This window comes from Solibacillus sp. FSL W7-1436, from assembly GCF_038007305.1.
Taxonomy (GTDB): Bacteria; Bacillota; Bacilli; order Bacillales_A; family Planococcaceae; genus Solibacillus.
This window is the reverse complement of sequence record NZ_JBBOWV010000001.1, coordinates 2261761-2283309: the sequence shown is the minus strand read 5'-3', so window position 1 is coordinate 2283309 and position 21549 is coordinate 2261761. Positions and strand designations below refer to the sequence as shown.

22 protein-coding genes are annotated in these 21549 nt (G+C 38.7%); 6 read left to right on the top strand and 16 right to left on the bottom strand.

What is annotated here, in order from left to right; all coding sequences use genetic code 11:
* Positions 1-22 precede the first annotated feature (22 nt).
* Together MKX73_RS11185 and MKX73_RS11180 are read right to left on the bottom strand one after the other, a co-directional pair.
* Positions 23-484 (bottom strand): 8-oxo-dGTP diphosphatase, encoded by a 462-nt coding sequence (locus tag MKX73_RS11185; protein ID WP_340717501.1) that lies wholly within the window; start codon positions 482-484, stop codon positions 23-25.
* A gap of 14 nt (positions 485-498) precedes the next feature.
* Complete coding sequence (locus MKX73_RS11180; protein WP_340718890.1) at positions 499-1059, bottom strand: TetR/AcrR family transcriptional regulator; 561 nt, start codon at positions 1057-1059, stop codon at positions 499-501.
* 142 nt (positions 1060-1201) lie between these two features.
* On the opposite strand from MKX73_RS11180, the gene MKX73_RS11175 reads away from it, so the two are divergent.
* Positions 1202-2125 carry a DsbA family protein gene (locus MKX73_RS11175; RefSeq protein ID WP_340717500.1) on the top strand — a complete coding sequence of 308 codons (924 nt, stop codon included), beginning with the start codon at positions 1202-1204 and terminating at the stop codon, positions 2123-2125.
* A 246-nt stretch (positions 2126-2371) separates the two neighbouring features.
* The gene (locus MKX73_RS11170) at positions 2372-3559 is read left to right on the top strand and encodes an MFS transporter (protein WP_340717499.1); all 1188 of its coding nucleotides are present in this window, start codon (positions 2372-2374) and stop codon (positions 3557-3559) included.
* Between the two features lie 265 nt (positions 3560-3824).
* Here the strand turns inward: MKX73_RS11170 and MKX73_RS11165 are convergent, their stop codons facing one another.
* The 12 genes from MKX73_RS11165 to MKX73_RS11110 form a co-directional block, all read right to left on the bottom strand.
* A complete protein-coding gene (locus MKX73_RS11165) occupies positions 3825-4946 on the bottom strand; it encodes an N-acetyldiaminopimelate deacetylase (protein WP_340717498.1) in 1122 nt (373 codons plus the stop codon).
* A 15-nt stretch (positions 4947-4961) separates the two neighbouring features.
* Positions 4962-5675 carry a 2,3,4,5-tetrahydropyridine-2,6-dicarboxylate N-acetyltransferase gene (gene dapD, locus MKX73_RS11160; RefSeq protein WP_340717497.1) on the bottom strand — a complete coding sequence of 238 codons (714 nt, stop codon included), beginning with the start codon at positions 5673-5675 and terminating at the stop codon, positions 4962-4964.
* 76 nt (positions 5676-5751) lie between these two features.
* Positions 5752-6651: a LysR family transcriptional regulator gene (locus tag MKX73_RS11155; protein WP_340717496.1), complete on the bottom strand. Its 900-nt coding sequence runs from the start codon at positions 6649-6651 to the stop codon at positions 5752-5754.
* Between the two features lie 72 nt (positions 6652-6723).
* Positions 6724-7167, bottom strand: a complete 444-nt coding sequence (cbpB, locus tag MKX73_RS11150) for a cyclic-di-AMP-binding protein CbpB (RefSeq protein WP_340717495.1) — start codon at positions 7165-7167, stop codon at positions 6724-6726.
* Positions 7168-7383: 216 nt separating this feature from the next.
* Positions 7384-7662 (bottom strand): short-chain dehydrogenase, encoded by a 279-nt coding sequence (locus tag MKX73_RS11145; RefSeq protein ID WP_340717494.1) that lies wholly within the window; start codon positions 7660-7662, stop codon positions 7384-7386.
* Between the two features lie 36 nt (positions 7663-7698).
* Positions 7699-8466 (bottom strand): 2,4-dienoyl-CoA reductase, encoded by a 768-nt coding sequence (gene fadH, locus MKX73_RS11140; RefSeq protein WP_340717493.1) that lies wholly within the window; start codon positions 8464-8466, stop codon positions 7699-7701.
* A 405-nt stretch (positions 8467-8871) separates the two neighbouring features.
* Positions 8872-11046 carry an RNA degradosome polyphosphate kinase gene (locus tag MKX73_RS11135; RefSeq protein ID WP_340717492.1) on the bottom strand — a complete coding sequence of 725 codons (2175 nt, stop codon included), beginning with the start codon at positions 11044-11046 and terminating at the stop codon, positions 8872-8874.
* A 1-nt stretch (position 11047) separates the two neighbouring features.
* Positions 11048-12589 carry a Ppx/GppA family phosphatase gene (locus MKX73_RS11130; protein ID WP_340717491.1) on the bottom strand — a complete coding sequence of 514 codons (1542 nt, stop codon included), beginning with the start codon at positions 12587-12589 and terminating at the stop codon, positions 11048-11050.
* 172 nt (positions 12590-12761) lie between these two features.
* The gene (locus MKX73_RS11125; RefSeq protein ID WP_340717490.1) at positions 12762-13667 is read right to left on the bottom strand and encodes a chemotaxis protein; all 906 of its coding nucleotides are present in this window, start codon (positions 13665-13667) and stop codon (positions 12762-12764) included.
* Positions 13668-13759: 92 nt separating this feature from the next.
* The gene (locus MKX73_RS11120) at positions 13760-14626 is read right to left on the bottom strand and encodes an NAD(P)-dependent oxidoreductase (protein ID WP_340717489.1); all 867 of its coding nucleotides are present in this window, start codon (positions 14624-14626) and stop codon (positions 13760-13762) included.
* A gap of 328 nt (positions 14627-14954) precedes the next feature.
* Complete coding sequence (locus tag MKX73_RS11115; protein WP_340717488.1) at positions 14955-15140, bottom strand: aspartyl-phosphate phosphatase Spo0E family protein; 186 nt, start codon at positions 15138-15140, stop codon at positions 14955-14957.
* Between the two features lie 90 nt (positions 15141-15230).
* The gene (locus MKX73_RS11110) at positions 15231-15419 is read right to left on the bottom strand and encodes a hypothetical protein (RefSeq protein WP_340717487.1); all 189 of its coding nucleotides are present in this window, start codon (positions 15417-15419) and stop codon (positions 15231-15233) included.
* Positions 15420-15594: 175 nt separating this feature from the next.
* Between MKX73_RS11110 and MKX73_RS11105 the strand changes: the two genes are divergently transcribed.
* The 3 genes from MKX73_RS11105 to MKX73_RS11095 all read left to right on the top strand — a co-directional run bounded on the left by MKX73_RS11105 (position 15595) and on the right by MKX73_RS11095 (position 17270).
* The gene (locus MKX73_RS11105) at positions 15595-15780 is read left to right on the top strand and encodes a YkvS family protein (RefSeq protein ID WP_340717486.1); all 186 of its coding nucleotides are present in this window, start codon (positions 15595-15597) and stop codon (positions 15778-15780) included.
* 84 nt (positions 15781-15864) lie between these two features.
* Positions 15865-16476 (top strand): CPBP family intramembrane glutamic endopeptidase, encoded by a 612-nt coding sequence (locus MKX73_RS11100; protein ID WP_340717485.1) that lies wholly within the window; start codon positions 15865-15867, stop codon positions 16474-16476.
* Between the two features lie 62 nt (positions 16477-16538).
* Positions 16539-17270 carry a chemotaxis protein gene (locus tag MKX73_RS11095; RefSeq protein WP_340717484.1) on the top strand — a complete coding sequence of 244 codons (732 nt, stop codon included), beginning with the start codon at positions 16539-16541 and terminating at the stop codon, positions 17268-17270.
* 44 nt (positions 17271-17314) lie between these two features.
* On the opposite strand, the gene MKX73_RS11090 is transcribed toward MKX73_RS11095, so the two are convergent.
* Together MKX73_RS11090 and MKX73_RS11085 are read right to left on the bottom strand one after the other, a co-directional pair.
* Entirely contained in the window at positions 17315-17761 is a 447-nt protein-coding gene (locus tag MKX73_RS11090; protein ID WP_340717483.1) for a MarR family winged helix-turn-helix transcriptional regulator, read from the bottom strand.
* Positions 17762-18065: 304 nt separating this feature from the next.
* Positions 18066-19505, bottom strand: a complete 1440-nt coding sequence (locus tag MKX73_RS11085) for an ATP-binding protein (RefSeq protein ID WP_340718889.1) — start codon at positions 19503-19505, stop codon at positions 18066-18068.
* Between the two features lie 186 nt (positions 19506-19691).
* Between MKX73_RS11085 and MKX73_RS11080 the strand changes: the two genes are divergently transcribed.
* On the top strand, positions 19692-21425 hold the full coding sequence (locus MKX73_RS11080) for a B12-binding domain-containing radical SAM protein (RefSeq protein ID WP_340717482.1): 1734 nt from the start codon (positions 19692-19694) through the stop codon (positions 21423-21425).
* Positions 21426-21549: the final 124 nt, after the last annotated feature.

The window sequence follows — 21549 nt, the reverse complement described above, 5'->3', positions numbered from 1 at the left end:
AACAAATCTGGTCACGCTTTTTTTATAGCTTATGTATGATTCGCTTATCGATTTGATTGTTTTGTTCATCCCACATTGTATGGATTTCAAATGTCCCTGGCTCGAAGAACAAATCGAAGCGCACTTGAATATCCTCCTGCATCGGATAATATTTAGCTTCGCTTATTTTGACCCACTCCAGCTCCCCTTCTGTGCAGGAGTCCAAAACTTCCCCCGTAAAATTATCCGTCCAATAATTATAAATAATAAAATGGTCATGCAATTCAGGATTCGTGTAATGGGAGATTCCTTTAAATACTAATGACTGTACAGCCAGCCCTGTTTCTTCTTTTACTTCCCTGATCGCACCTTCAGCAAAACCTTCAGGAAAATCCACTTTACCACCTGGTGGAATATATCCTTTAAAATGATCATGCTGACGGTTGAGCAACAGTACTTTATCCTCTTTTTGTATCATGACAACCGTCCAGAATTTATAATTCATCAATATTTCTCCTTTCACATGCCGTCTATTCCAGCCATGATAAATGGTATAACTGATTTAATATAGATTTCCGGTTCCATTTCTTCAATACTTCTTTTCCACTCCACAGAAGCTCCGTATATCCCCCAGCTCAGCATGACTGCCATAAGCTTCAATGTTTTCTCATCATTATTTGAACGCTGTTTAACGAGCATATGATAAAAAATGATTTCAAGCTGTTCCCTGATAATCCGGGCAATTGTATCTTCATAGCCTCGATGACACCGGGTAGAAAGTGACATTTGGAAATCAGTAATCGCTCTGAAAATACTGCTAACCACTTCTTCATTCAATTCACTGCTTTTATACGTATCACAGTCTAAATTAACTAATAATACTTCCGATAAAGATTTATCCAAAAGATCGTAAATATCTTCAAAATGATAATAGAATGTTGCACGGTTAATCATTGCCTCGGCTGTAATATCCTTCACCGTTATATCCCTGAATTCCTTCTTACTTGAAAGTTCAATAAAAGCATCCATAATTAGTTTACGTGTACGACGTATTCTAGGATCTACTTTTACTTCCTTCATCATTACCCCTCCTACTTTTTATACAGATTTTCGAATGTGTTGAATATACGACACATCGCCCAAACTATCGGTACTCAAATTATTTAACATATTTTACAATTCAATTATAGATCAAAGCGATCACTTAAGGGAGGAATAGACATTGAATAAAAGTAATATGGTTTGTGATTTAGTCACTGGGGTTTGTGGTTTAGCTGAAGAAAATGAATTGGAACTTATTGATTTTAACAAAAAGGAAAAATCAGTCGATCTTTATTATGTAACAGATCCTATTTGCTCACATTGCTGGGCAATTGAACCTGTGATCGGCCGTTTCGTTAAACAGTACGGAAAGCATTTTAACTTCCATACAGTAATGGGCGGTTTGCTGGAAAAATGGCATGACGGACCGATTGATCCCGCAAACGGTATATATAAGCCAGCCGATGTTGCCGGTCATTGGCGAGAAGTTGGCCAGTATTCAAGGATGCCGATTGATGGTTCTCTAATGATAGATAACCCTGTTCAATCATCCTATCCGCCATCACATGTATTTAAAGTACTCCAAAAGAATTATAGCGAGCAAATTGCATCCGAATATTTACGTCGTGCCAGAGAAGCCCTTTTTGTATTTAACGAAAATATATCTGAACGGTCTGTTTTAGTCGCACTTGTCAATCAGCTTGGACTTGATGGTGAATCAATTGTAAGTGAAGCAGAGCAACCAATCGGACAGCAATTATTAAATGAAGACTTTGCTCTTGTGAAAACTCTCGGAGTAAGAGGCTTCCCATCGATTATCATAGTGAACAAGGAAAATAAAGGTGTGAAAATTGTTGGTGGTCAGCCGTTACAGTCCTATATTGACGGTTTAAAACAAGTTATTGATATAGAGGAACTTCAGCCGACAGAGCAGCCATCCTTACCTGCACTTTTAAAAACAGAAAAACTGATATTTTCCAAAGAAATTGAAGTGATGTACGACCTGGAAAAATCGGATGTTCATTCGTTTATTAATCAACAGCTTTCACCGGACGAATACACGATGCATGAAATCCTCGGTGAATCCTATATAGCAGCGCAATAAATTTCATTAATCAGCATTTATCATCGTACCCCCTGCACAAAATATCCTGTGCAGGGGGTAAACCTGGTTGTATAAATGACGGATAGTTCACCGTTTTCACCGGCTAGAGGCTAATGCTTCCCGCTAATAATTTCTTTACTGAGAATCGACATGAATAAATGCAATTTTAATTTTTTTGGAGTATGATATTTAATATAAATATATATTTCTAGTATCGAAATACCTAAATAGGAAGGCTGGCATTCTATGACAGAAAAATCCAATAAGTTAGCGCTTTATTTATTAATGTTTAATATGTTCATTACAATGGGCGGTATCGGGATTATTGTTCCTGTTATGCCTGCCTACTTGCAAGTGTTCGGTGTAGGCGGACAAGTGCTCGGCTTTTTAATTGCCGGCTTCGCTCTCGCACAGTTTCTGTTTTCTCCGGTTGCGGGAGATTTATCGGATCGCCATGGCCGGAAAATGTTTATTATTGGAGGACTGATCGTGTATGGGTCTTCACAAATTTTATTCGGTCTTGCTACAGAAGTATGGGTTTTATTTTTAGCGCGCTTTTTAAGCGGAACAGGCGCGGCATTTATTATGGCGCCAATTATGGCGTTTGTAGCCGATATTACGACATATGAAGAGCGCGGCAAAGGGATGGGCATGATCGGGGCTGCAATGTCTTTAGGCTTTATGATCGGGCCGGGTGTAGGCGGATTCTTGTCTGAAGTAAATTTGACATTCCCTTTCTTCTTAGCCGGAGCTGTAGCATATGTGGCTGCAATCATGTCCGCTATCTATTTGCCGAATATTAAAAATATTCAGGAGACAATTGCGCCACGTGAAAGACTGGCAAAGCAAATGGTCAAATCTGTGAAGACCTCCTATTTTATCTTTTTAATCGTCGTCTTCACATTCAGTTTTGGTATTTCCAACTTCCAGGCAACTTTAACCCTTTATTTAGACCATAAATTTGGCTATACCCCATCAGAAATCGCTATTATTTTAACAGTCGGCGGGTTTGCAGGTGTAGTGCTGCAAATGTTTGTCGTAAATAAATTGTTTAAACGCTACGGGGAAATGAAGGTTATTTTAGTCAACTTATTAGTGGCTGCCGCAATGATGCTGCTCGTAATTTATATTAGTGGCTTCTTCATTATTTTAGTTGTCGCTACACTGTTCTCGATTGCCACAACATTTATTCGTCCAGCAGTAAATACACTTATTTCTAAGCTGGCGGGTAATGAACAAGGCTTCGCTGCCGGTATGAACAATGCTTATATGAGTTTAGGCAATATGTTCGGGCCCGCGCTTGCCGGTATCCTGTTCGATTGGAACCCGAATTCGCCATACATTTTAGGTACTTTCGTGCTTGTCGGCTGTTTCACGCTTGCCTATTTATGGACAGTCAAAAAAGCGCCCCATTTAATGAGAGCCGCTTCATAAAGTTAAAAAAGAGGCCGGGACATAACCCAAAAACACTATTTTTCTCTCAGAGAAAAATAGTGCTTTTTTGCTGAACGTTAAAATTGATTTCCATTCCGGGACGCTTTCCACGGGCACGGCCTGAGCCTGTAGTCTCAGGCGTCGTGCTGTTCCCGTAGGAGTCGCCCTGCATTCCAATCAATTTTCCAAAATATCCGTTTCTTAATAAAGAGTTTCTTCTTATTCAACGGTAATTCTGCTTATGTCCCAGCCTCTTTTTCGTATGTTAGACAAGCTGGCGGATAAATTGTTCGACGAAGCGGCAATTTAGAGGAATGAGTGATTCGTCCGGTGCCATTTTAGCATGGTGGAGTCCGTAGTTTGAATTGGCTCCTGTCCAGAACATTGCACCCGGCAAATCCTTGATGAAATAACCGAAGTCTTCACCTGTCATTGCAGCAGGACATTCAAAAGCGGTTGTTCCTTCAAAACGTTCGGCAAACTCCAGAAGCGCATTCGCACAATCCGTATCATTATTCACCTCATAATACATTGAACCGTAATCAATAGAGACAGCACATTCATATGCGGCTTCAATTCCTTTGCATATTGCTTCAATTCGACGTTTTACTTCTGCCATTGCCTGTGCATTCAACGTTCGGATCGTTCCTTCAAGACGTGCATTTTCTGCGATGACATTTTGAACGGTTCCGGATGTCATTTTCCCGATTGTAATGACTGCACTATCAAGTGGATCGACATTACGGCTAATAATTGTTTGCAGCTGCATAACTAAATTGGCTGCAGCAATCGTCATATCCCTTGTTTTGTGTGGATAGGCTGCATGACCGCCGACCCCTTTCAAATCAATAAACAGCTCGGAAGTATTGGCAAACAGAAGCCCTGGTCTCGTTGCAATCGTACCTACCGGATATTCCGGAGCAATATGTAATGCATAGATCTCATCTGCAACTAGTTGGGGCTGTTCAGCTTTTAACCACTCCAGCATCGGCTCTGCCCCGCCCGGACCTTCCTCGGCAGGCTGAAAATAAACAACGACGTTTTGAACAGGCGGCTGTTTGGAGAACGCCTCAACAAGTCCAAGCGCAATGGACATATGACAGTCATGGCCACAAGCATGCATAAATCCGGCATACTCCGATTCAAACGGGAGCCCCGTCTCTTCCTGTACAGGAAGTGCATCTATATCTGTTCGCCAGCCAATCAGTTTTGAAGGGTTCGTACCTTTTATAAAAACAACAATTCCTGTTTTCCAGGTCGTAATTTGCAAATGCTGCTGATCAAGATTTGAAATAAATTGTAGTAAATAGCTCTGGGTTTTAAATTCATTAAAGCCTACTTCAGGAATTTTATGTAGGTCTCTCCTTACTTCAATAAGATGCCTCATGTCGTTCCCGCCTTTTTATAAGTTACGCAGTGAATCGATAATTTCTGTTTTCGACTTAGTTTTTTCATCCAATACTTTGATTTGACGAGCTGGTACGCCTGCAACGACAGTATATGGCTCAACGTCCTTAATAACGATTGCTCCGGCTGCTACTACTGCACCTTTACCGATGCGAACGCCTTCCAATACTACCGCATTTGCCCCGATGACAACATCGTCTTCTACTACAACCGGTAACGCACTCGGCGGCTCTACTACACCTGCCAGAACAGTTCCCGCACCAATATGGCAGTTATTCCCTACTGTTGCACGACCGCCTAGTACCGCGCCCATATCAATCATTGATTTTGCACCGATTTCTGCACCAATATTAATAATGGCACCCATCATAATGACTGCATTGTCACCGATTGTAACTTGATCACGGATAATTGCACCCGGTTCGATTCGTGCATTTATTTTTTTCGTATCTAAAAGCGGAACGCCTGAATTACGACGATCACTTTCCACTACATAATCTTCGATAAGATCTTCATATTTTTTTAGTGATGCTTCAATTTCAGACCATTCACCAAACACTACCGCATTATTTCCTTCACCAAACACTTTGCTTTCGGTACCAAATGATAAATCCGCAACACCAATTCCCTTTACATATACTTTTACTGGTGTTACCTTTTTTGCTTCTGAAATAAAATCAATAATCTGTTGTGCATTTAATTTTTCCATATGACACCTCGCTGCGTGTTAGATTTTTTAACATGAATAATTGTACTAAATTTTCAGTAATATTAAAACTATTTTTTTAGCTCGTTTCACTTGGATAATCGTACAGGCAGCGTGCATGGTCCTGTACTAAGTCGACAAAAGCTTCCACTTGGCGTAATTCGAAAGTGGATTCATATCCGATCAGCCATGTATCGCGAGTTAATCCATCGTCATCTCCATTATTAGACAAAGGAATTTTATGAACTTTTTCTTCACCGTTCAATGTAATTGAAGGTAAAATTGCATACCCTATTCCATTTAGGGCCATTTGCTTGCATGTTTCAATCTGATCTACAATAATCTGATGTTTTGGATTGTAGTTGAAATGACGTTGCCACCATTGCTGAATTTCCTGGTAATAATTCGAGTCGCTTTTGAATTGGATAAACGGGCGGTCTGACGTCAATATATCTTCCATATCCTGGATTTCTTTATCCACTAAATACATCGTATCGCGGAACAAATGAATTTTCTTCCCTTTCCATTCAGCCTGCCCGCGCACAATGCCAATATGTGCTTCCCCATCATAAAGAGCTTTTATAATTTCAGAGCTCCATCCGGTAATTAACGAAATTTTCGTATCCGGATATTTCGTTACATAGTCTTTCAATACTTTCGGAAGCCAATTTTGACCGACAATCGATGCACAGGCAATTTTTAATGTCCCGTGCACTTTTGTATTCAGCGAGTGAATCATTTCAAAAATTTCCTCCCGCTTGATGATCAGGTCATTCGAATATTGAATGACCAGCTCTCCCGCAGGTGTTGGTGTTAATCCTTTCTGGGAACGAATAAATAATTGTACGCCCCATTCTTTTTCAATTGATTGAAGTCGCTGTGACAGTGCTGGTTGTGTTAAAAAAAGGCGTTCTGCCGCTTTTCGCATATTTCTCTCTTCAGCCAACACTTTAATAATCTCTGCTTCTGTTGTTGTCACTGACAAACATCCTTTCTGAACGAACGGTTAAAAAAACGACAAAACCCCTTAAGGACTTTGTCGACTTTTAATTTAAGCGTTGTGCTGGTAAATATATTTCTTTAATTGTTTTAAAATAATTCTTCGCGTCATAATACCGACGAATGTTCCTTCATCATCGACTACACATAAAAAGGCGTGGTTAATTACTAAATCCAGTGCACGTTGAAATGTATCCGTAATTTTTAAATACACAACTTCCTGATTCATGACCTCATCCACACGAATGTCTGCTAATCTATCATATTCAATTCGCTCTAAACCTAAAATAGACTCCGTAATCATTTTGGTGCTTAACAAACCTTTTAAACGATACTTTACATCCAGTACTGGAATAGAAGAATACCCCGTTTTTGTTAAAACTAATAATGCATGTTCAGCGTTGTTGCCACTTTGTACGTGAGCGACCTTCTCAGACGAAATAATAAAATCTTTTATAGGCATATCTAGTAAAGCTCTGTTGTTCGTTGAAATCATGACATTCTACTCCTTTATCCCGCTAATAACGAGCAGCATAATACTAAAATAAAATGAAAAATTACTGCCGTTATTCTTTGCCCTGTCTTTCGACAAAACTGTTTCTCTAATCTCTATCATACCATATGGACCATTTTTATGACTATGAAAGGCGCCTATGATTGCAAAAGAAAAAGCATAATAAGACGAGAAGATTCGTCCCATTATGCATTAATTTCAGTAACCCCTTGCCCAATAATAAAAAATAATGATACCTGTAAATGTACCGAAAACAGCATACGATAAAATAATCGGGTTGAGCAGAAAAGGATGCTCCTGGATTTCTTCAGGCACTTCCGAATCACGTTCCTGACCGCTCCCTTCTATATTATGTCCAACACGTACCGTCAAATAATAGCCTATAAAACATAGTATGATGACAACGAAAATTGTTGGATATAGCCAGATTCCGATTGTAATCGCCTCCTTTAAACAGTTAGCGATAGTATGCAGCAATAATTTGGAGTTTATTCTTTTTTGATATTAATTGACTTAGAACGGGTGCTGATTCAGCCATTGTCCGCCATCTAAAGTAATGCATTCCCCATTTAAATAGCCTGCCTTATCCGATAGCATAAATACCGCCAGATCGGCTATTTCCTCAGGCGTACCAAGACGCTTCAGCGGAACAGACTCCAATGTACGTTTTGCTTGTTCTTCCGATTCCCACAGTTTGTCTGCCCCTCCAGTACGCTCAATTGGTCCAGGCGCAATAGCATTTACACGTATTCCGTATTGACCGCCCCATTCTACCGCAAGCGAACGTGTCAACGAGAGCACCCCCGCTTTAGCGGCAGCTGAATGAATGACACCAGCTCCTGCACCCCATGCATATGTTGCCACCATATTAATAATCGAACCCTTGATTCCATTTTCAATCCAATAACGACCAATTGCCGAAGTACAGTAAAATGTTCCATTCAATACAATATCAATAACAGCCTTCCATCCGTTCGGCGACAACTTTTCAGCATGCACTAAAAAGTTCCCTGCCGCATTGTTCACCAAGCCGTCTACTTGACCAAATTTCTCTGCTGCAAATGCAACCATTGCCTGTGCATGATCCGGTTCACGAACGTCCATTTGAAATGTTTCGATTGTAGAACCAAATTTTTCTACTTCTCCCTTTGCATTGGCCAAACGCTCCAGGTCACGTCCGGTGATCACAACATTTGCCCCTTCTTTCACGAACTGCTTTGCCATTCCAAGCCCCATCCCGCTAGAGCCGCCTGTAATAATAATCGTTTTGCCTTGTAACACTTTACCCATCCCCTTTACTTATAAAATGAACAGTCATTCATAAATAGAGTTTACTATAATAGTAAGGAAATAAATACTAATATATAATTTTTTCTGTTTTATCCGGTTATTTACTTGATTTATAGTCCGATTTCTTCTTTAAAGCGATCAAGGGGCTCTAATCTTCTAATAAATCGGAAAATCATCTAATATAAATTTATTTGTTCTAATAAAATTAGGATGTTCTAATATATCTTAAACATGTTCTAAAATGTAGGCGCTTTGTTCTAATATCCCCTTCAGATTTTCTAATATCCCTCCGCTTTGTTCTAATATCCCTCTCATTTGTTCTAATAAATTCCCAGCCCCCAACACCAATCAAAATAAAAAGCTATGAACATCTCGTCCATAGCTTTCTCTGTTACACTATTCTTCCAAAATCGGCCCGAGTGATTCAGCCAGAAAGATTTCCTGACTGTCAATACGGCCATCACGATAATGGCCTTCTTTATAGTGGTATTTTCCATTTGAATCCTGGATGCGTGCTTTTTGATTATCTTTAATTTGGAGTAGCATAATGCGCTGGATCCGGTATTTAATTTCCGGTGAATAAATCGGAAACAGTATTTCCACACGTTTAATCATATTCCGTGTCATCATATCCGCAGAAGATAAGTATAGATTATCCTCGCCGTTATGATGGAACCAGAAAATCCGGGAGTGTTCAAGGAAACGGCCAACAATACTCAAAACGGTTATATTTTCCGAGATTCCCGGGATACCCGGACGCAGACAGCAAATACCGCGAATAATCAGCTCAATTTTTACCCCTGCAATCGATGCCTCATAAAGTTTCATCATTAAATCCTTGTCGGTTAGAGAATTCATTTTTGCCCGGATAAACCCGTTTCCATATTTTTTATGTAGCGCTATTTCCTTATCGATTAAATCAAGGAATTCATCACGAATATCGAAAGGCGCGACGACAATATGATGGAATTCAGGTTTGTCAGTATAACCGCTCAAATAATTGAAGAAGTTTGTCGCATCAATACCAAATTCTTTATGCGATGTAATGATCCCCATATCCGTATAGATTTTTGCAGTGGCATCATTGTAATTGCCCGTTCCTAAATGAACAAAGCGCTCAATTTTCCCGTTGCGTCGACGGACAACAAGTGTAATTTTTGAGTGGGTTTTCAGATTATTCATTCCATAAATGACAAGACACCCCGCCTGTTCAAGCTGTTTCGCCCAATGCACATTATTTTCCTCGTCAAAACGTGCTTTTAACTCTACTAAAACGGTCACCTGTTTACCGTTTTCCGCCGCCTGCTTTAACGCCTGAATAATCGGCGAATTCCCGCTTACCCGGTAGAGCGTTTGCTTAATTGCCAATACGCTCGGGTCTTCCGCTGCTTCTGCGATAAAATCAACAATCGGTCCAAACGACTCGTATGGATGATGGAAAAATATATCTTGGATTAACGCCTTTTCAAAAATATTTTCATCCGACTGTAGATCATGGGGCGGCTGCGGAATAAAACTTTCATACTCCAGATGTTCCCGCCCTACCGAAATCTCTTTTACAAAACCGAACATTGCCGTTAAGTCGAGCGGACCATCAATTTTGAAAACATCGGACTCTCCCAGTTCAAATTCATCCAGTAAATAATCCAGTACATCATCATTCATCTCGCCGTCACGTACTTCCAGACGCGAGCCGACACCCCATTTGCGCTTTTTCAGCTCCTTTTCGATTTCCACTAACAAGTCTTGTGCGCCTTCCTCATGAATGGTCAAATCCGCATTACGCGTTAACCGGAATGCTTGTGTCGATTTCACTTTATATCCCAAAAACAAACGGTCGATATTACTTGAAATGACATCTTCCAATAATACAAACAACGTCTTTTTGCCTTTTGACGGTATTTTTATGAAACGGTTCAATACGGACGGTACTTGAACAATTGCCACTTTATCCATAATGTTCTCCGGATCCTCACTGCTGTTTTCCAGCATGACAAACAAGTTGAGTGTACGTCCCAGCAATGTTGGAAACGGACGATAGGCGTCGACCGCCACAGGGGTAAGGACAGGAAAAATCGTTTCTTCAAAAAATTCACTGATATAACTTTTTTCTTGCTCATTCAGCATTTTCAAATCGACGATATGCACATGTTCTTTCGGCAGCAGTTCATGTACTAAATGGCGGTAAACTTCTGTTTGGCGTCTTACCAATGCCTGTGTACGTTCGGCAATTTTAGCAAGCTGCTCTTTCGGTGTTAAGCCTGATTTATTTTCGGGCTTATGATATCCTGCACGAATTTGGTCCTGTAAACCCGCGACCCGGACCATGAAAAATTCATCCAGATTGGAACTGAATATTGCCAAAAACTTCATCCGTTCCAGCAACGGGTTATTTGTATCTTCCGCTTCTTCCAGTACTCTTTCATTAAATGCAAGCCAGCTCAGTTCACGGTTGTTGTAATACTGCGGCTTAGCAATTTCCTCCAGCAGGTCGTCGGTGAAATCAGGACTATTTTCAATTTCCTCATGCTCCGGATCAAAAAGCGGATCCTTTTCCATATTCATTGTCATATCAACCCTGCCTTTCTTCCTTGAATTCAAGTTTTACATCACTTTTGAAAACACGCTCGATATGCTTTTTCTGTTTTTCAGCCTGAGCCATTTCAGCTATTGCCCGCTCCGATGTCATTACTTCTATGTGAAATTCGTTGTTTACTTTTTTAACCGCAATATTTTTTACGATATTGCGTTTCGTCATGTTTAAGGCATAAATAAATTTTAAAATTGCGCCAAAATCACGCAGCTTCTTCAATTCTTCTTTTGAGATCCAGGAATCAAATGGTCTTGCAAAACGCATAAAGTAATCACGGTTTTTATATGATGCCAGCAATGCCAGTTTAACCCGGTTCATATGGGACAAGCCTGGTATTGACTGATTGGAAATCAAATAAAATGTATGCTGGCTGGAGGAATCCAGCTCGATATATTCTCCGATCCCATAAACTTTTGCTGCTTTCATTAAGAGCTGTAAATCTATTTCACTATATTCAAATAACTTTAAATCAATACAGCCCATATATAATTGCTCTGTCAACGTTTCCAGTGTCTGTGCTTCCTCTTCTGTACGCCCATAGGCCAATGCAAGCTGACGGCCGCTTTCTTCAAAAACATTGTATTTGTCATAGGCTTGTGAATTTTCTTGTAAAACACGGCTTATAATGAGGCCTTCCCGCAATCCCTTTTTACTGACCAGAAAAGAATTCGAATTAACAGTAGCCAGGAGGGCCATAAAGACTTCCATTGCCGGAACGATAATATCCGCCCGGTCTGATGAAAGACCATCCAGCTGCCTTAAATTATCGTAAGAAAATTCTGTCAAATAATCGCGCAGTTGTTGAAGATCGCTAATATTCATTTCATATTGATGAACTCCAGAAAGCGGATAGCCAATTTTTTGCTGATGAACTTGGGCGATATTACGTGCACTTCCCCCAATTGCAATAACCGGTAATCCCACATCCACAATCCATTTCAATGAAGAAAATTGTTCTTTTACAAACTCACGCAACTTCTCACGCTCGCTTTTATTAATAAGGGTACCGCTTACAAACTTTTGTTTTAAGGAAACCGTACCGAATGGAAAACTGATTGTTTTTTGGAGTTTTTTATTGATGAATAATGTAATTTCCGTCGAACCACCACCGATATCAATCGTCACTGCAGAAGGGGTATCCATCGAATGGGCTACTGCAACAAATCCGTAGTATGCTTCTTCTTCCTCCGTTAAAATATCAATGAGAATACCCGTTTCTTCTTTCATACGGGTAATGATCTGATCATTATTGATCGCTTGACGCACCGCAGCAGTAGCAGCCGCTTTTACGTCTGTTACATGATAATCCGCCAATATTAAGCGGAATGATTTTAACGTCTCGGCCAATAGCTGAACGCCCTCTTCGGACATTTCTCCGTTTGGCAGTAAATATGTGCGCAGGCGGGCAACGGTTTTAATATTTCCGAATTCCTTTAAGCCTTCGTTTTTATTATAGGAGTATAGTACAAGTCGAATCGTGTTAGAACCAATATCAATGATGGCTGTCTTATTTTTTTTCATAATCCGCTTCACTTCCTTCTGAATACCTGTGTATTCTTTTACCCTCTTTACGGAATTTTCAATTAATTTCATTTTCACTTTACAAAAAAGCCGGAATAACTTTTTCAAGGTATCCGGCTTTCTCATTATTTTATACATTTTAAAACAATGCATCAATTAATAGATTATTTTTTTACAGAATTAACTTGTCCATACGTAAAATCAATTCTGCAATTTCAGGTTTCGAAATTTGTTCTTCCGCTCCTACCTGTTCTCCTTTATGACGCAAATCATCGGTAATCAGACTTGAGAAAATAATAACCGGGAGCTTTTTCAGGTCAGAATGTGACTTAATTTTCTTTGTTAAGTGATGTCCGTCCATTTGAGGCATTTCTATATCTGTAATAACCAGCTGTACATGTTTTTCGATTTGTTTATCTGCTTTCGCCAGCGCTTCCAAATATTCGTATGCATCACGGCCGTTTTCGAAAAACTCCGTATTCACATAGCCTGCTTCAGTCATCGTATCAAATAGCAGTTTGCGCAATAATGGTGAATCTTCCGCAATAATAACTTTCTTTTCAGTACGTTCACGTTTGCCGAGCTTTTTTACATCGTCCACACTTATGCTGGATTCAGGATTAATGTCAACCATAATTCGTTCAAAGTCCAGTAGTAGTATCATTTCATCTTGAGACTTGACAACTCCTATTACCTGAGATGATCCACCTTGGTACATGTCCGAAGGTTTTTCAATCTGATCCCAGGAAATACGGTGAATTTGTGTAACATTATCCACATGGAATACAACACGTTGCTTATTAAATTCCGCCACAATATACTTTTGCTGCGGATTTCGGTTTTCAGTAGGTATGCCTAATACTTTCAACATATCTACAACCGGCAATACTTCCCCGCGCAATTGAATAATGCCTTCAACATGCGGATGTACATGTGGAATAAATGTCACGGGTATCGGCTGAATAATCTCTTTTACTTTAATGACATTTATACCGAACTTATTATTCGCCACCTCAAATTCAACAATCTCAAGCTCATTTGTTCCACTTTCTAGTAATATCCCTTTCTGATGTTCCACTACATGTCTCTCCTTCCAAACTGCACGCTTACAATAACCCTATTGTACCATAAGAACTATTTGACTACTATCTATTATTATGCCCTTTGTACTCACTCATAATATTTGATTAATGCTTGTGTACCATTGTCACCATAGCCTTCTGCAAGTAACTGATCGTACATAGATTTCGCCAAAGTTAACCCTGGTAATTGGAGATTCATGCGTTCTGTCTCATCAAGGGCAATTTTCATATCTTTAATAATATGTTTAATGTAAAAGCCCGGTTCAAGATTCCCTTTTAACATACGCGGTGCAAGATTGGATAGCGACCATGAGCCTGCTGCCCCGGCTGTTATCGAACGAAGAACTTCTTCCATCGTTAGCCCTGCTTTTAAACCGTATGCCATCGACTCGCAAACACCAATCATGCCTGATGCGATTGCAATCTGATTGCACATTTTCGTATGCTGCCCGCTGCCTGCAACACCTTGATAAATAATGTTTTGTCCAAACAGTTCGAAAATTGGCTGCATCTCTTCAAAGATTTCTTTGTCACCGCCAACCATAAGCGATAATGTACCATTTTTTGCTCCGATGTCTCCGCCTGATACGGGTGCGTCAAGGCTATGCAACCCTCGATTACTTGCCTCTTCATAGAGCTTTTTCGCAAGCGTCGGTTCAGACGTTGTCATATCGATGACAATCGTCCCTTGTCTCGCTGCAGAAAAAATCCCGTTCTCACCAATATAAACTTCTTCGACATCTTTTGGATAGCCGACCATCGTAAAGACAATATCCTGCTCTTTACTTGCTTGTGCTGGTGTTTCCGCCCACTTCGCGCCTGCAGCAATAAGATCTGCCGCTTTGCTTTTTGTTCTTGTATAAATTGTGACAACATGCCCGGCATTCAGTAAATGCTTAACAATGCTTGCCCCCATAACGCCCGTGCCGATAAATCCTATTTTTTTTGATTTCATATGTATGCCCCTTTAGTATTTTCTTTTATTTTAACAAAATCAGTAAGAACTTCAATGTCAGTGTATTTCAATAATTCAAAATAAATTACATTCAACATTACCAGTCAGGATAAATTTATAGAAGAGGTTTGTCTATCAGTAAATTTTGTAAATAGTTTTAGGGGGAATTGGATGAATAAATCGAAATTTCGAGCATATATAAAAAAAGAGAGCAGTAGCGTTGGTCCGCTTCTACTCTAAAGGGGGAAATGAGAATGTTGCTGTGTTCAAAATTACTCTTCCCTTCTCAACACTGTTTTAAACATAAAATTTATAATTTTTTTATTATTTAATGTTTATAGAACAGATGGGCATTTCTTGATTGAATGAAAGCATTCATAAGATTGTCAACTTGGACGCTTAGCTCGAGTGTTTTGTCACTTCGCAAACCATTTTCCAGACCTGATTGAATCATTTGTTTACGCTTTTCTTCAATTTCCAGTAGTAGCGCCTCATTCGAGATAGGTCTACCCAATTCGCTTCCTCCTTTTTTAGGCAATTATCATTATTATACCCATTTTGTAATCTTCTTACAAAAAAATCATTATTCAAAATTCGACAATTATTATGCTCTTGAATTTTCCGAAAATGTATAAACAACATCCCCGCCCTGTTTGGCTTCACCACGGAAGTTTTTAAATTGTTCATCTTTAATCAGGTGTTCCCGAAACTGTAGAAATTCTTCTTTTTTAATTATTACTGACTGTAATTCACCGTTGCGCAATTGCTCCAAAACCTTTTTATAGTCTGTCATATGAATCCCTCTTTTCCATTTTTTATATGTATAAATCCAATATATCAAACTCTCAATCGAAAATATATTCCAAATAAACCCTAGTAAATTAATAAAATTATTCAAACTAATTGAATTTTGTAGTATAATTTCAAGCAAACTGTTAATTAGTAGTCGATGAAGGGACTGACTGTGTATGAAAATTGCGGAAGTTGGAAGTATAATCGAGTTTAAAGACGGCTTAAAAGGAGTCGTTGAAAAAGTGAATGAGAATTCTGTTATCGTTGATATAACGATTATGGATAATTTTCATGATTTAGAAATGGAAGAAAAGACAGTTGTTAATCACAAACGGTATAAAATATTAGCTAATAACGAATAATTTAATGCAAATTACCCTTTTTAACATTGTTATGATGATAAAAAGGGTAATTTTTGTTACGATACGTAAGGGGAGGTTTAGCTATTGAAAAACAGAAAACAAATCATTACACTCCTTCTGGCATTAGTTTTTATTTTCAGCATGATGTTTTTTACATTTTATGAAAAATCGATTTTCTGGTATTTATATGCCTTTACCTTACTAGTTGGAATTGCAATCAGCCTAGTAGCAGGCAAATTTGAAGACCGTATCCCAACGTGGCAGTATTTGATTTACGGTATTGGATACGGGACAATTACGTATGGTATTGTAAAACTCGGTTACATGATAATGCCTTATCTCGATAAAAACGCAGCAAAAGATATAACGAAATTTTTGGATGTATATGGTCCTCAAAATATTTTCCATTATTTAATGCTCATTTTTATTGTAGCTGTAGGAGAAGAAATGTTTTGGCGGGGCTATGTTCAGCAACAGTTAAAACAATTCACAACGCCTTTCTGGGCTGTCGCAATCACTTCTATACTATTTTCGCTATCTCTAGCCATAAGCGGGTTCCTGCCGGGTGCTCTTGCAGCAATTATCGCCGGTATTCTTTGGGGAGCGTTATATGAATGGAAAAAAAGTTTACCGTTAATCATCGTTACCCATATTGTCTTTGTTTTACTATTATTTTTAGTTTTACCATTATTCTGATACAATTAAAGCAGAAACTTATCTTTCTAAATTCCGTCTATACAAGTAAAAGGGGGATCCATATGAAGAAATCAATTTACCAAATAGGCGCCGTAGTAATGTTATCTGCATTTTTGGCAGCTTGTAATACGGATACAGACGAGCCTACAGCAACAAATGCAGCAAAAGAAGAACCTACTGAAACTGAACAAGTACAAAACGAAGAACAGCAAGAGACAAACGAGACGAATGAGACAAGCGAATCGGATGAAACTTCTTCAGAACAAAACGAAGAAGCTGCTGAGCCATCAGAGGAAACAAAAGCTGAACAAGAAGATAAAGGTGACACTACTACTGCACTGACATACATTTCAAATGGTCAGACGTTTGAAGAAAATGTGGTAACTTCTACAAGTGATGAAATGAATTATACGATTCAGCATTTGGAAAACTATACACTTACTTCAGAAGAACCGGGTGTCGACAGTTTATTAAATAATGCTGATGAAGCTACATCAATGCAGATTGAAGTTGTAAAAAAAGAAGATGTAACTTTTGATCAGTTAAAGGAATCTGCAAAAGAAACAATTGCTGCCATTGCACCTGAAACTACGAAAGATCTGGATTTAGCTTCAACTTTGGAAGAGCGTGAGGAAATTTTGAATATCGTTGGCTATGAGGCTCTATTAGAGGATGAAAAGGTTGTAAAAGTTGTAATTGAACGTGAAAACCTGTTTGTTACATTGACAATTTACGATAATGTCCAAGCTGACTTAACAGACGCCTTTTTACAAATGGGCTTAACAATTCAATAAGCAATAAAAAAAGGACACCCGAAATTGGGTGTCCCCTTTTTTGCTTAATAGGATAAATCTTTAATAGATAATCCTAATTTTTTTAGTAACTCTATCGTTGTCTGTTTTTCTTCAACTGTTAGTGCCCCTAAAAGTTCATGAATATTCTGTTCATGTTCAGGAAAAAGTTTGTCCATAAACTCGGAACCGAGGTCAGTAATTTCCGCGTATGTGACACGACGATCGGTTGGACACGATACACGCGCTAAAAAATTCCGTTTTTCCAACTTGTCAACTACATAAGTAATTGATCCGCTCGCCAACAAAATTTTGTTTCCGATCTGCTGCAGCGGCTGGCGACCTTTATGATATAAAAGTTCTAAAACTGCGAATTCTGTAGGATTCAAACCATTTGCTTGTATAAATTGATTCGTAGCTTCACTTATCGCTTTATGAGCTCTTGATAAAACGATAAATAATTTTAACGATTGCTTTACTTCCTCTGAAGCCATAAAAACCATCCTCTATTTTAAATAATCAATTACACTGTGCGCAATTGCATAGAATTTAAGGAGCCCCTCAAGTTGGGACTGTCAGCTGTAGTCCCTGACACCTGGCTAACTTCCTCGTTAAATTCCCTTCAATAATCTGTGATACCTGCAAGATACCTGGCCACCATGAAATTGGTAATCAGTCATTACTGCTGCATGGCAGCGGTGCTCTTACACTGAATTCCCCAGATTCCAGCTAGTGTTTACTAAACCTGCTTAGTGAAGATGTACATATTATAGCGATGGATTGGAAGTTTTGTCAAAATCACTTCGAAATGGCCGCCATTCTAGCTACTCTCATTGAAAAAGAAGGAGAAGAATTTAAATATTCAATTTCATTCCGTAAATCAAAATCTATTAAAAACTTAGATCCTTCACCTTGCTCACTTTCAATACGAAGAGTCCCATTATGTTCTTTAACGACAGATTGTACAAGCATTAATCCCAGTCCGGATCCTGTTTCCTTTGTCGTATAAAAAGGGTTTAATGCGTTTTCTATATCGACCGCATTCATCCCTTTACCACTATCCTGAACAGAAAGCTGCAGCGTATTTTTGCCCCGGTAAAGTAAACGTACAACAATGTAATTATTCGTATCCATAGCTTCGATAGCATTTTTCAGCAAGTTAATGATCATTTGTATCAGACGGTTATGGTCACCATTAATTTTGTATTCTACATTTTCATCATACTCAAACAAAATCGTAGCATTTGTTTTCATTGCCATAGGTTGCATACGCTGAATTGCCTGGTCTACAACTTCCTTCATATCAATCATCTGAAATACTTGTTTCTTCGGTTTTGAAATGTTCAGTAGATCGCCAAGTAAATCATCCATACGCTTCAATTCAGACTCCAGAATTTTAAAATAAGGATGTTCCTGTTCATCCAAGCTGCTTTTAATCATTTGAATAAAACCTTGGATCGATGTCATAGGATTGCGTATTTCATGAGCAATCGATGCGATATTTTGACCAATAAACGATAAAGACTGCTGATGTTCGATTCTTTTCAACAGCATCATTTCTTCTGTTTGATCAATAATCGTTGTAACTAATATCCCTAAATTTTCATCAACTTTGCTAATAAAGTTTAAATAGACTGTATTTCCATCTTCTGTTTTTCTCATAACAAAAATACTGGCCATTTCCCTGTTTGAAATCTTTTTATAATATTGAGTGATGACTTGGGAATCATACTGGCAATCTTCAAATAAATAATCGTAGCTTCTATTTTCTATTTGAGCTGCTTTACGACCAAGTAAATGTAATGCCATTGCATTACCCGATATAATCTTTCCGTTCAACATCGTCAATATAACACCTTGTGCCATTCCATCTATTAAATTCTGGAACAGAAGTGTTTTGTTATTTTCTTCAAATGAAATGACATTAGAAGGATTTACCAGGATTCTAATAAAGACCAGTTGTTTATGCTCCAGATAATGACCCCATACTTGAACCGGTATTTTTTGTTGATATTTATTTATTAATGTGAAAGTAGCAGTAGATGTTGAATTTTCATTTACAGAACTTATAAATCGATCCCACTCACCACTAAGTTTATCCGCACTTTCCCAAAAGCACTTGGGTAGGTGAACTGATTGCAATATTTCGTCCGCCTTACTATTCATGAATTCAATTTTACCTTGGCGGTTCAATATAATGATTTGTTCATTGGATTGTTGAAAAAGCTCTTCTAACATATAATTCAATTGGCCTTCCACTTCACATATTACCCCCCAATTTTGGATATTATAGAATTTTCAGAATTGTATACTTACCGTATATTATTTCATATTACTTTTTGGAATAAAATGGGTACATTCTCCCATATTGTTTGTATCTGTTTACACTGCTACAATAGACTTTATGAAGAGGAGAATAAAATTATGAAAACTATATTAAGTACACTCAATGCAAAATATATTCATACTAATTTAGCGATTCGCTATTTAAAAGCAGCAGCACAGCCTGAATTCGACTGTGAGCTTGCTGAATATACTATTAAAGACCCGGCTTTCAACATCGTATCCGACATTTTCCAAAAGAAACCGGATGTTGTCGGATTCAGCTGTTATATTTGGAATATCAATGAGACGATTGCGGTAATTCGTATGCTAAAAACGGTATTGCCCCATGTCAAGATTGTATTGGGCGGTCCTGAAGTTTCCTATGATGTCCATGAATGGATACGCAAACATGAGGAAATTGATTTCATCATTATGGGTGAGGGTGAAGTTTCATTTAAAGAAATGCTTCGTCACTTCAATGGTGAAATTCCACTCGAAAAAGTGCCTGGTATTTGCTATTTAGAAGAAGGCAAATTAAAAATCCATGCACAGCCACCTAAAATCGATTTGCGGGAGATTGCTTCCCCTTTCCGATTTGAAGAAGACCTGCCTCACGTAGGTAAACGGATTCAATATATTGAAACGAGCCGCGGCTGTCCTTTCAGCTGTCAATTCTGTTTATCTTCTATTGAAGTAGGGGTTCGTTATTTCAACCGTGAGAAGATTAAAGAAGATATTCGCTACTTAATGGATAACGGGGCAAAAACGATTAAATTCGTAGACCGTACCTTTAATATAAGCCGCAGTTATGCGATGGAAATGTTCCAGTTTTTAATTGATGAACATCAGCCGGGTGTCGTATTCCAGTTCGAAATTACGGCAGACATTATGCGCCCTGAAGTCATCCAGTTTTTAAATGACAATGCTCCGAAAGGTCTGTTCCGTTTTGAAATCGGTGTCCAGTCTACTAATGACTTAACGAACGACCTTGTAAAACGTCGTCAAAACTTCGAGAAGCTTACTCGTACTGTCACGATGGTAAAAGAAGGCGGCAAAATCGATCAGCATCTTGATTTAATTGCCGGATTGCCTGAAGAGGATTATACGTCATTCCGTAAAACATTTAATGATGTGTTTGCAATGCGCCCGGAAGAGCTGCAGCTTGGCTTTCTGAAACTGCTGCGCGGGACAGGCTTACGATTGGAAGCCGAAAAGTACGGCTACACATATGTTGATATTTCGCCATATGAAATATTCTCAAATAATGTATTAACTTTTGATGATATTGTCCGTATTAAACACGCGGAAGACGTATTGGAAAAGTATTGGAATGCACATCGTATGGACAATACAATTGAATATTTAGTAACAAAAGTATTTGAAACGCCATTCGACTTTTTCCAAAGCTTCGGCACATACTGGGAAACAAAAGGCTGGTCACGTATCGGACATCAGCTAGAAGATTTATTCCGCCGTTTACTCGAGTTCCTTCAAACGGTCGAGCATGCCGACCTGGAAGTGATAACAAGCTTGATGAAATATGACTTCCTGCAAGGTCAGCAGTTCCAGCCGCGTAAACTTTGGTGGAATGACCGTCTTTCTGAAGTTGAGATGAAAGATGTCTACGCACGTATTAAAGAAAACCCTTCTCTTGTAGGCGAGGAATTTGCAGCAATGCAGATTACAGAACGCGAATTATTCAAGCATTCATTAATTATTCCGTTCCACGTCGATTTACAAAATTACGAAGTCGGTGCACCACAAAAGAAAACAGGCTATTTATTCACATACTTCCGCAATGGACAACAGCCTTATTTCAGCACATTCAATTAATTCAAAAGTGGCTGAGACCTAACCCCAAAAAGTGGCCGGGACATAACCCAAAAACACTATTTTTCTCTCAGAGAAAAATAGTGTTTTTTTGCTGAACGTTAAAATTGATTTCCATTCCGGGACG

What these genes read in the sequence shown, in the direction of transcription:
- MKX73_RS11085 (WP_340718889.1), bottom strand. Translation starts at nt 19,505, where the DNA reads ATGTTAGAAGAGCTTTTTCAACAATCCAATGAACAAATCATTATATTG.
- MKX73_RS11130 (WP_340717491.1), bottom strand. Translation starts at nt 12,589, where the DNA reads ATGAAAAAAAATAAGACAGCCATCATTGATATTGGTTCTAACACGATT.
- MKX73_RS11110 (WP_340717487.1), bottom strand. Translation starts at nt 15,419, where the DNA reads ATGACAGACTATAAAAAGGTTTTGGAGCAATTGCGCAACGGTGAATTA.
- MKX73_RS11180 (WP_340718890.1), bottom strand. Translation starts at nt 1,059, where the DNA reads ATGAAGGAAGTAAAAGTAGATCCTAGAATACGTCGTACACGTAAACTA.
- MKX73_RS11090 (WP_340717483.1), bottom strand. Translation starts at nt 17,761, where the DNA reads ATGGCTTCAGAGGAAGTAAAGCAATCGTTAAAATTATTTATCGTTTTA.
- MKX73_RS11165 (WP_340717498.1), bottom strand. Translation starts at nt 4,946, where the DNA reads ATGAGGCATCTTATTGAAGTAAGGAGAGACCTACATAAAATTCCTGAA.
- MKX73_RS11080 (WP_340717482.1), top strand. Translation starts at nt 19,692, where the DNA reads ATGAAAACTATATTAAGTACACTCAATGCAAAATATATTCATACTAAT.
- MKX73_RS11135 (WP_340717492.1), bottom strand. Translation starts at nt 11,046, where the DNA reads ATGACAATGAATATGGAAAAGGATCCGCTTTTTGATCCGGAGCATGAG.
- MKX73_RS11185 (WP_340717501.1), bottom strand. Translation starts at nt 484, where the DNA reads ATGAATTATAAATTCTGGACGGTTGTCATGATACAAAAAGAGGATAAA.
- cbpB (WP_340717495.1), bottom strand. Translation starts at nt 7,167, where the DNA reads ATGATTTCAACGAACAACAGAGCTTTACTAGATATGCCTATAAAAGAT.
- MKX73_RS11105 (WP_340717486.1), top strand. Translation starts at nt 15,595, where the DNA reads ATGAAAATTGCGGAAGTTGGAAGTATAATCGAGTTTAAAGACGGCTTA.
- MKX73_RS11095 (WP_340717484.1), top strand. Translation starts at nt 16,539, where the DNA reads ATGAAGAAATCAATTTACCAAATAGGCGCCGTAGTAATGTTATCTGCA.
- dapD (WP_340717497.1), bottom strand. Translation starts at nt 5,675, where the DNA reads ATGGAAAAATTAAATGCACAACAGATTATTGATTTTATTTCAGAAGCA.
- MKX73_RS11120 (WP_340717489.1), bottom strand. Translation starts at nt 14,626, where the DNA reads ATGAAATCAAAAAAAATAGGATTTATCGGCACGGGCGTTATGGGGGCA.
- MKX73_RS11170 (WP_340717499.1), top strand. Translation starts at nt 2,372, where the DNA reads ATGACAGAAAAATCCAATAAGTTAGCGCTTTATTTATTAATGTTTAAT.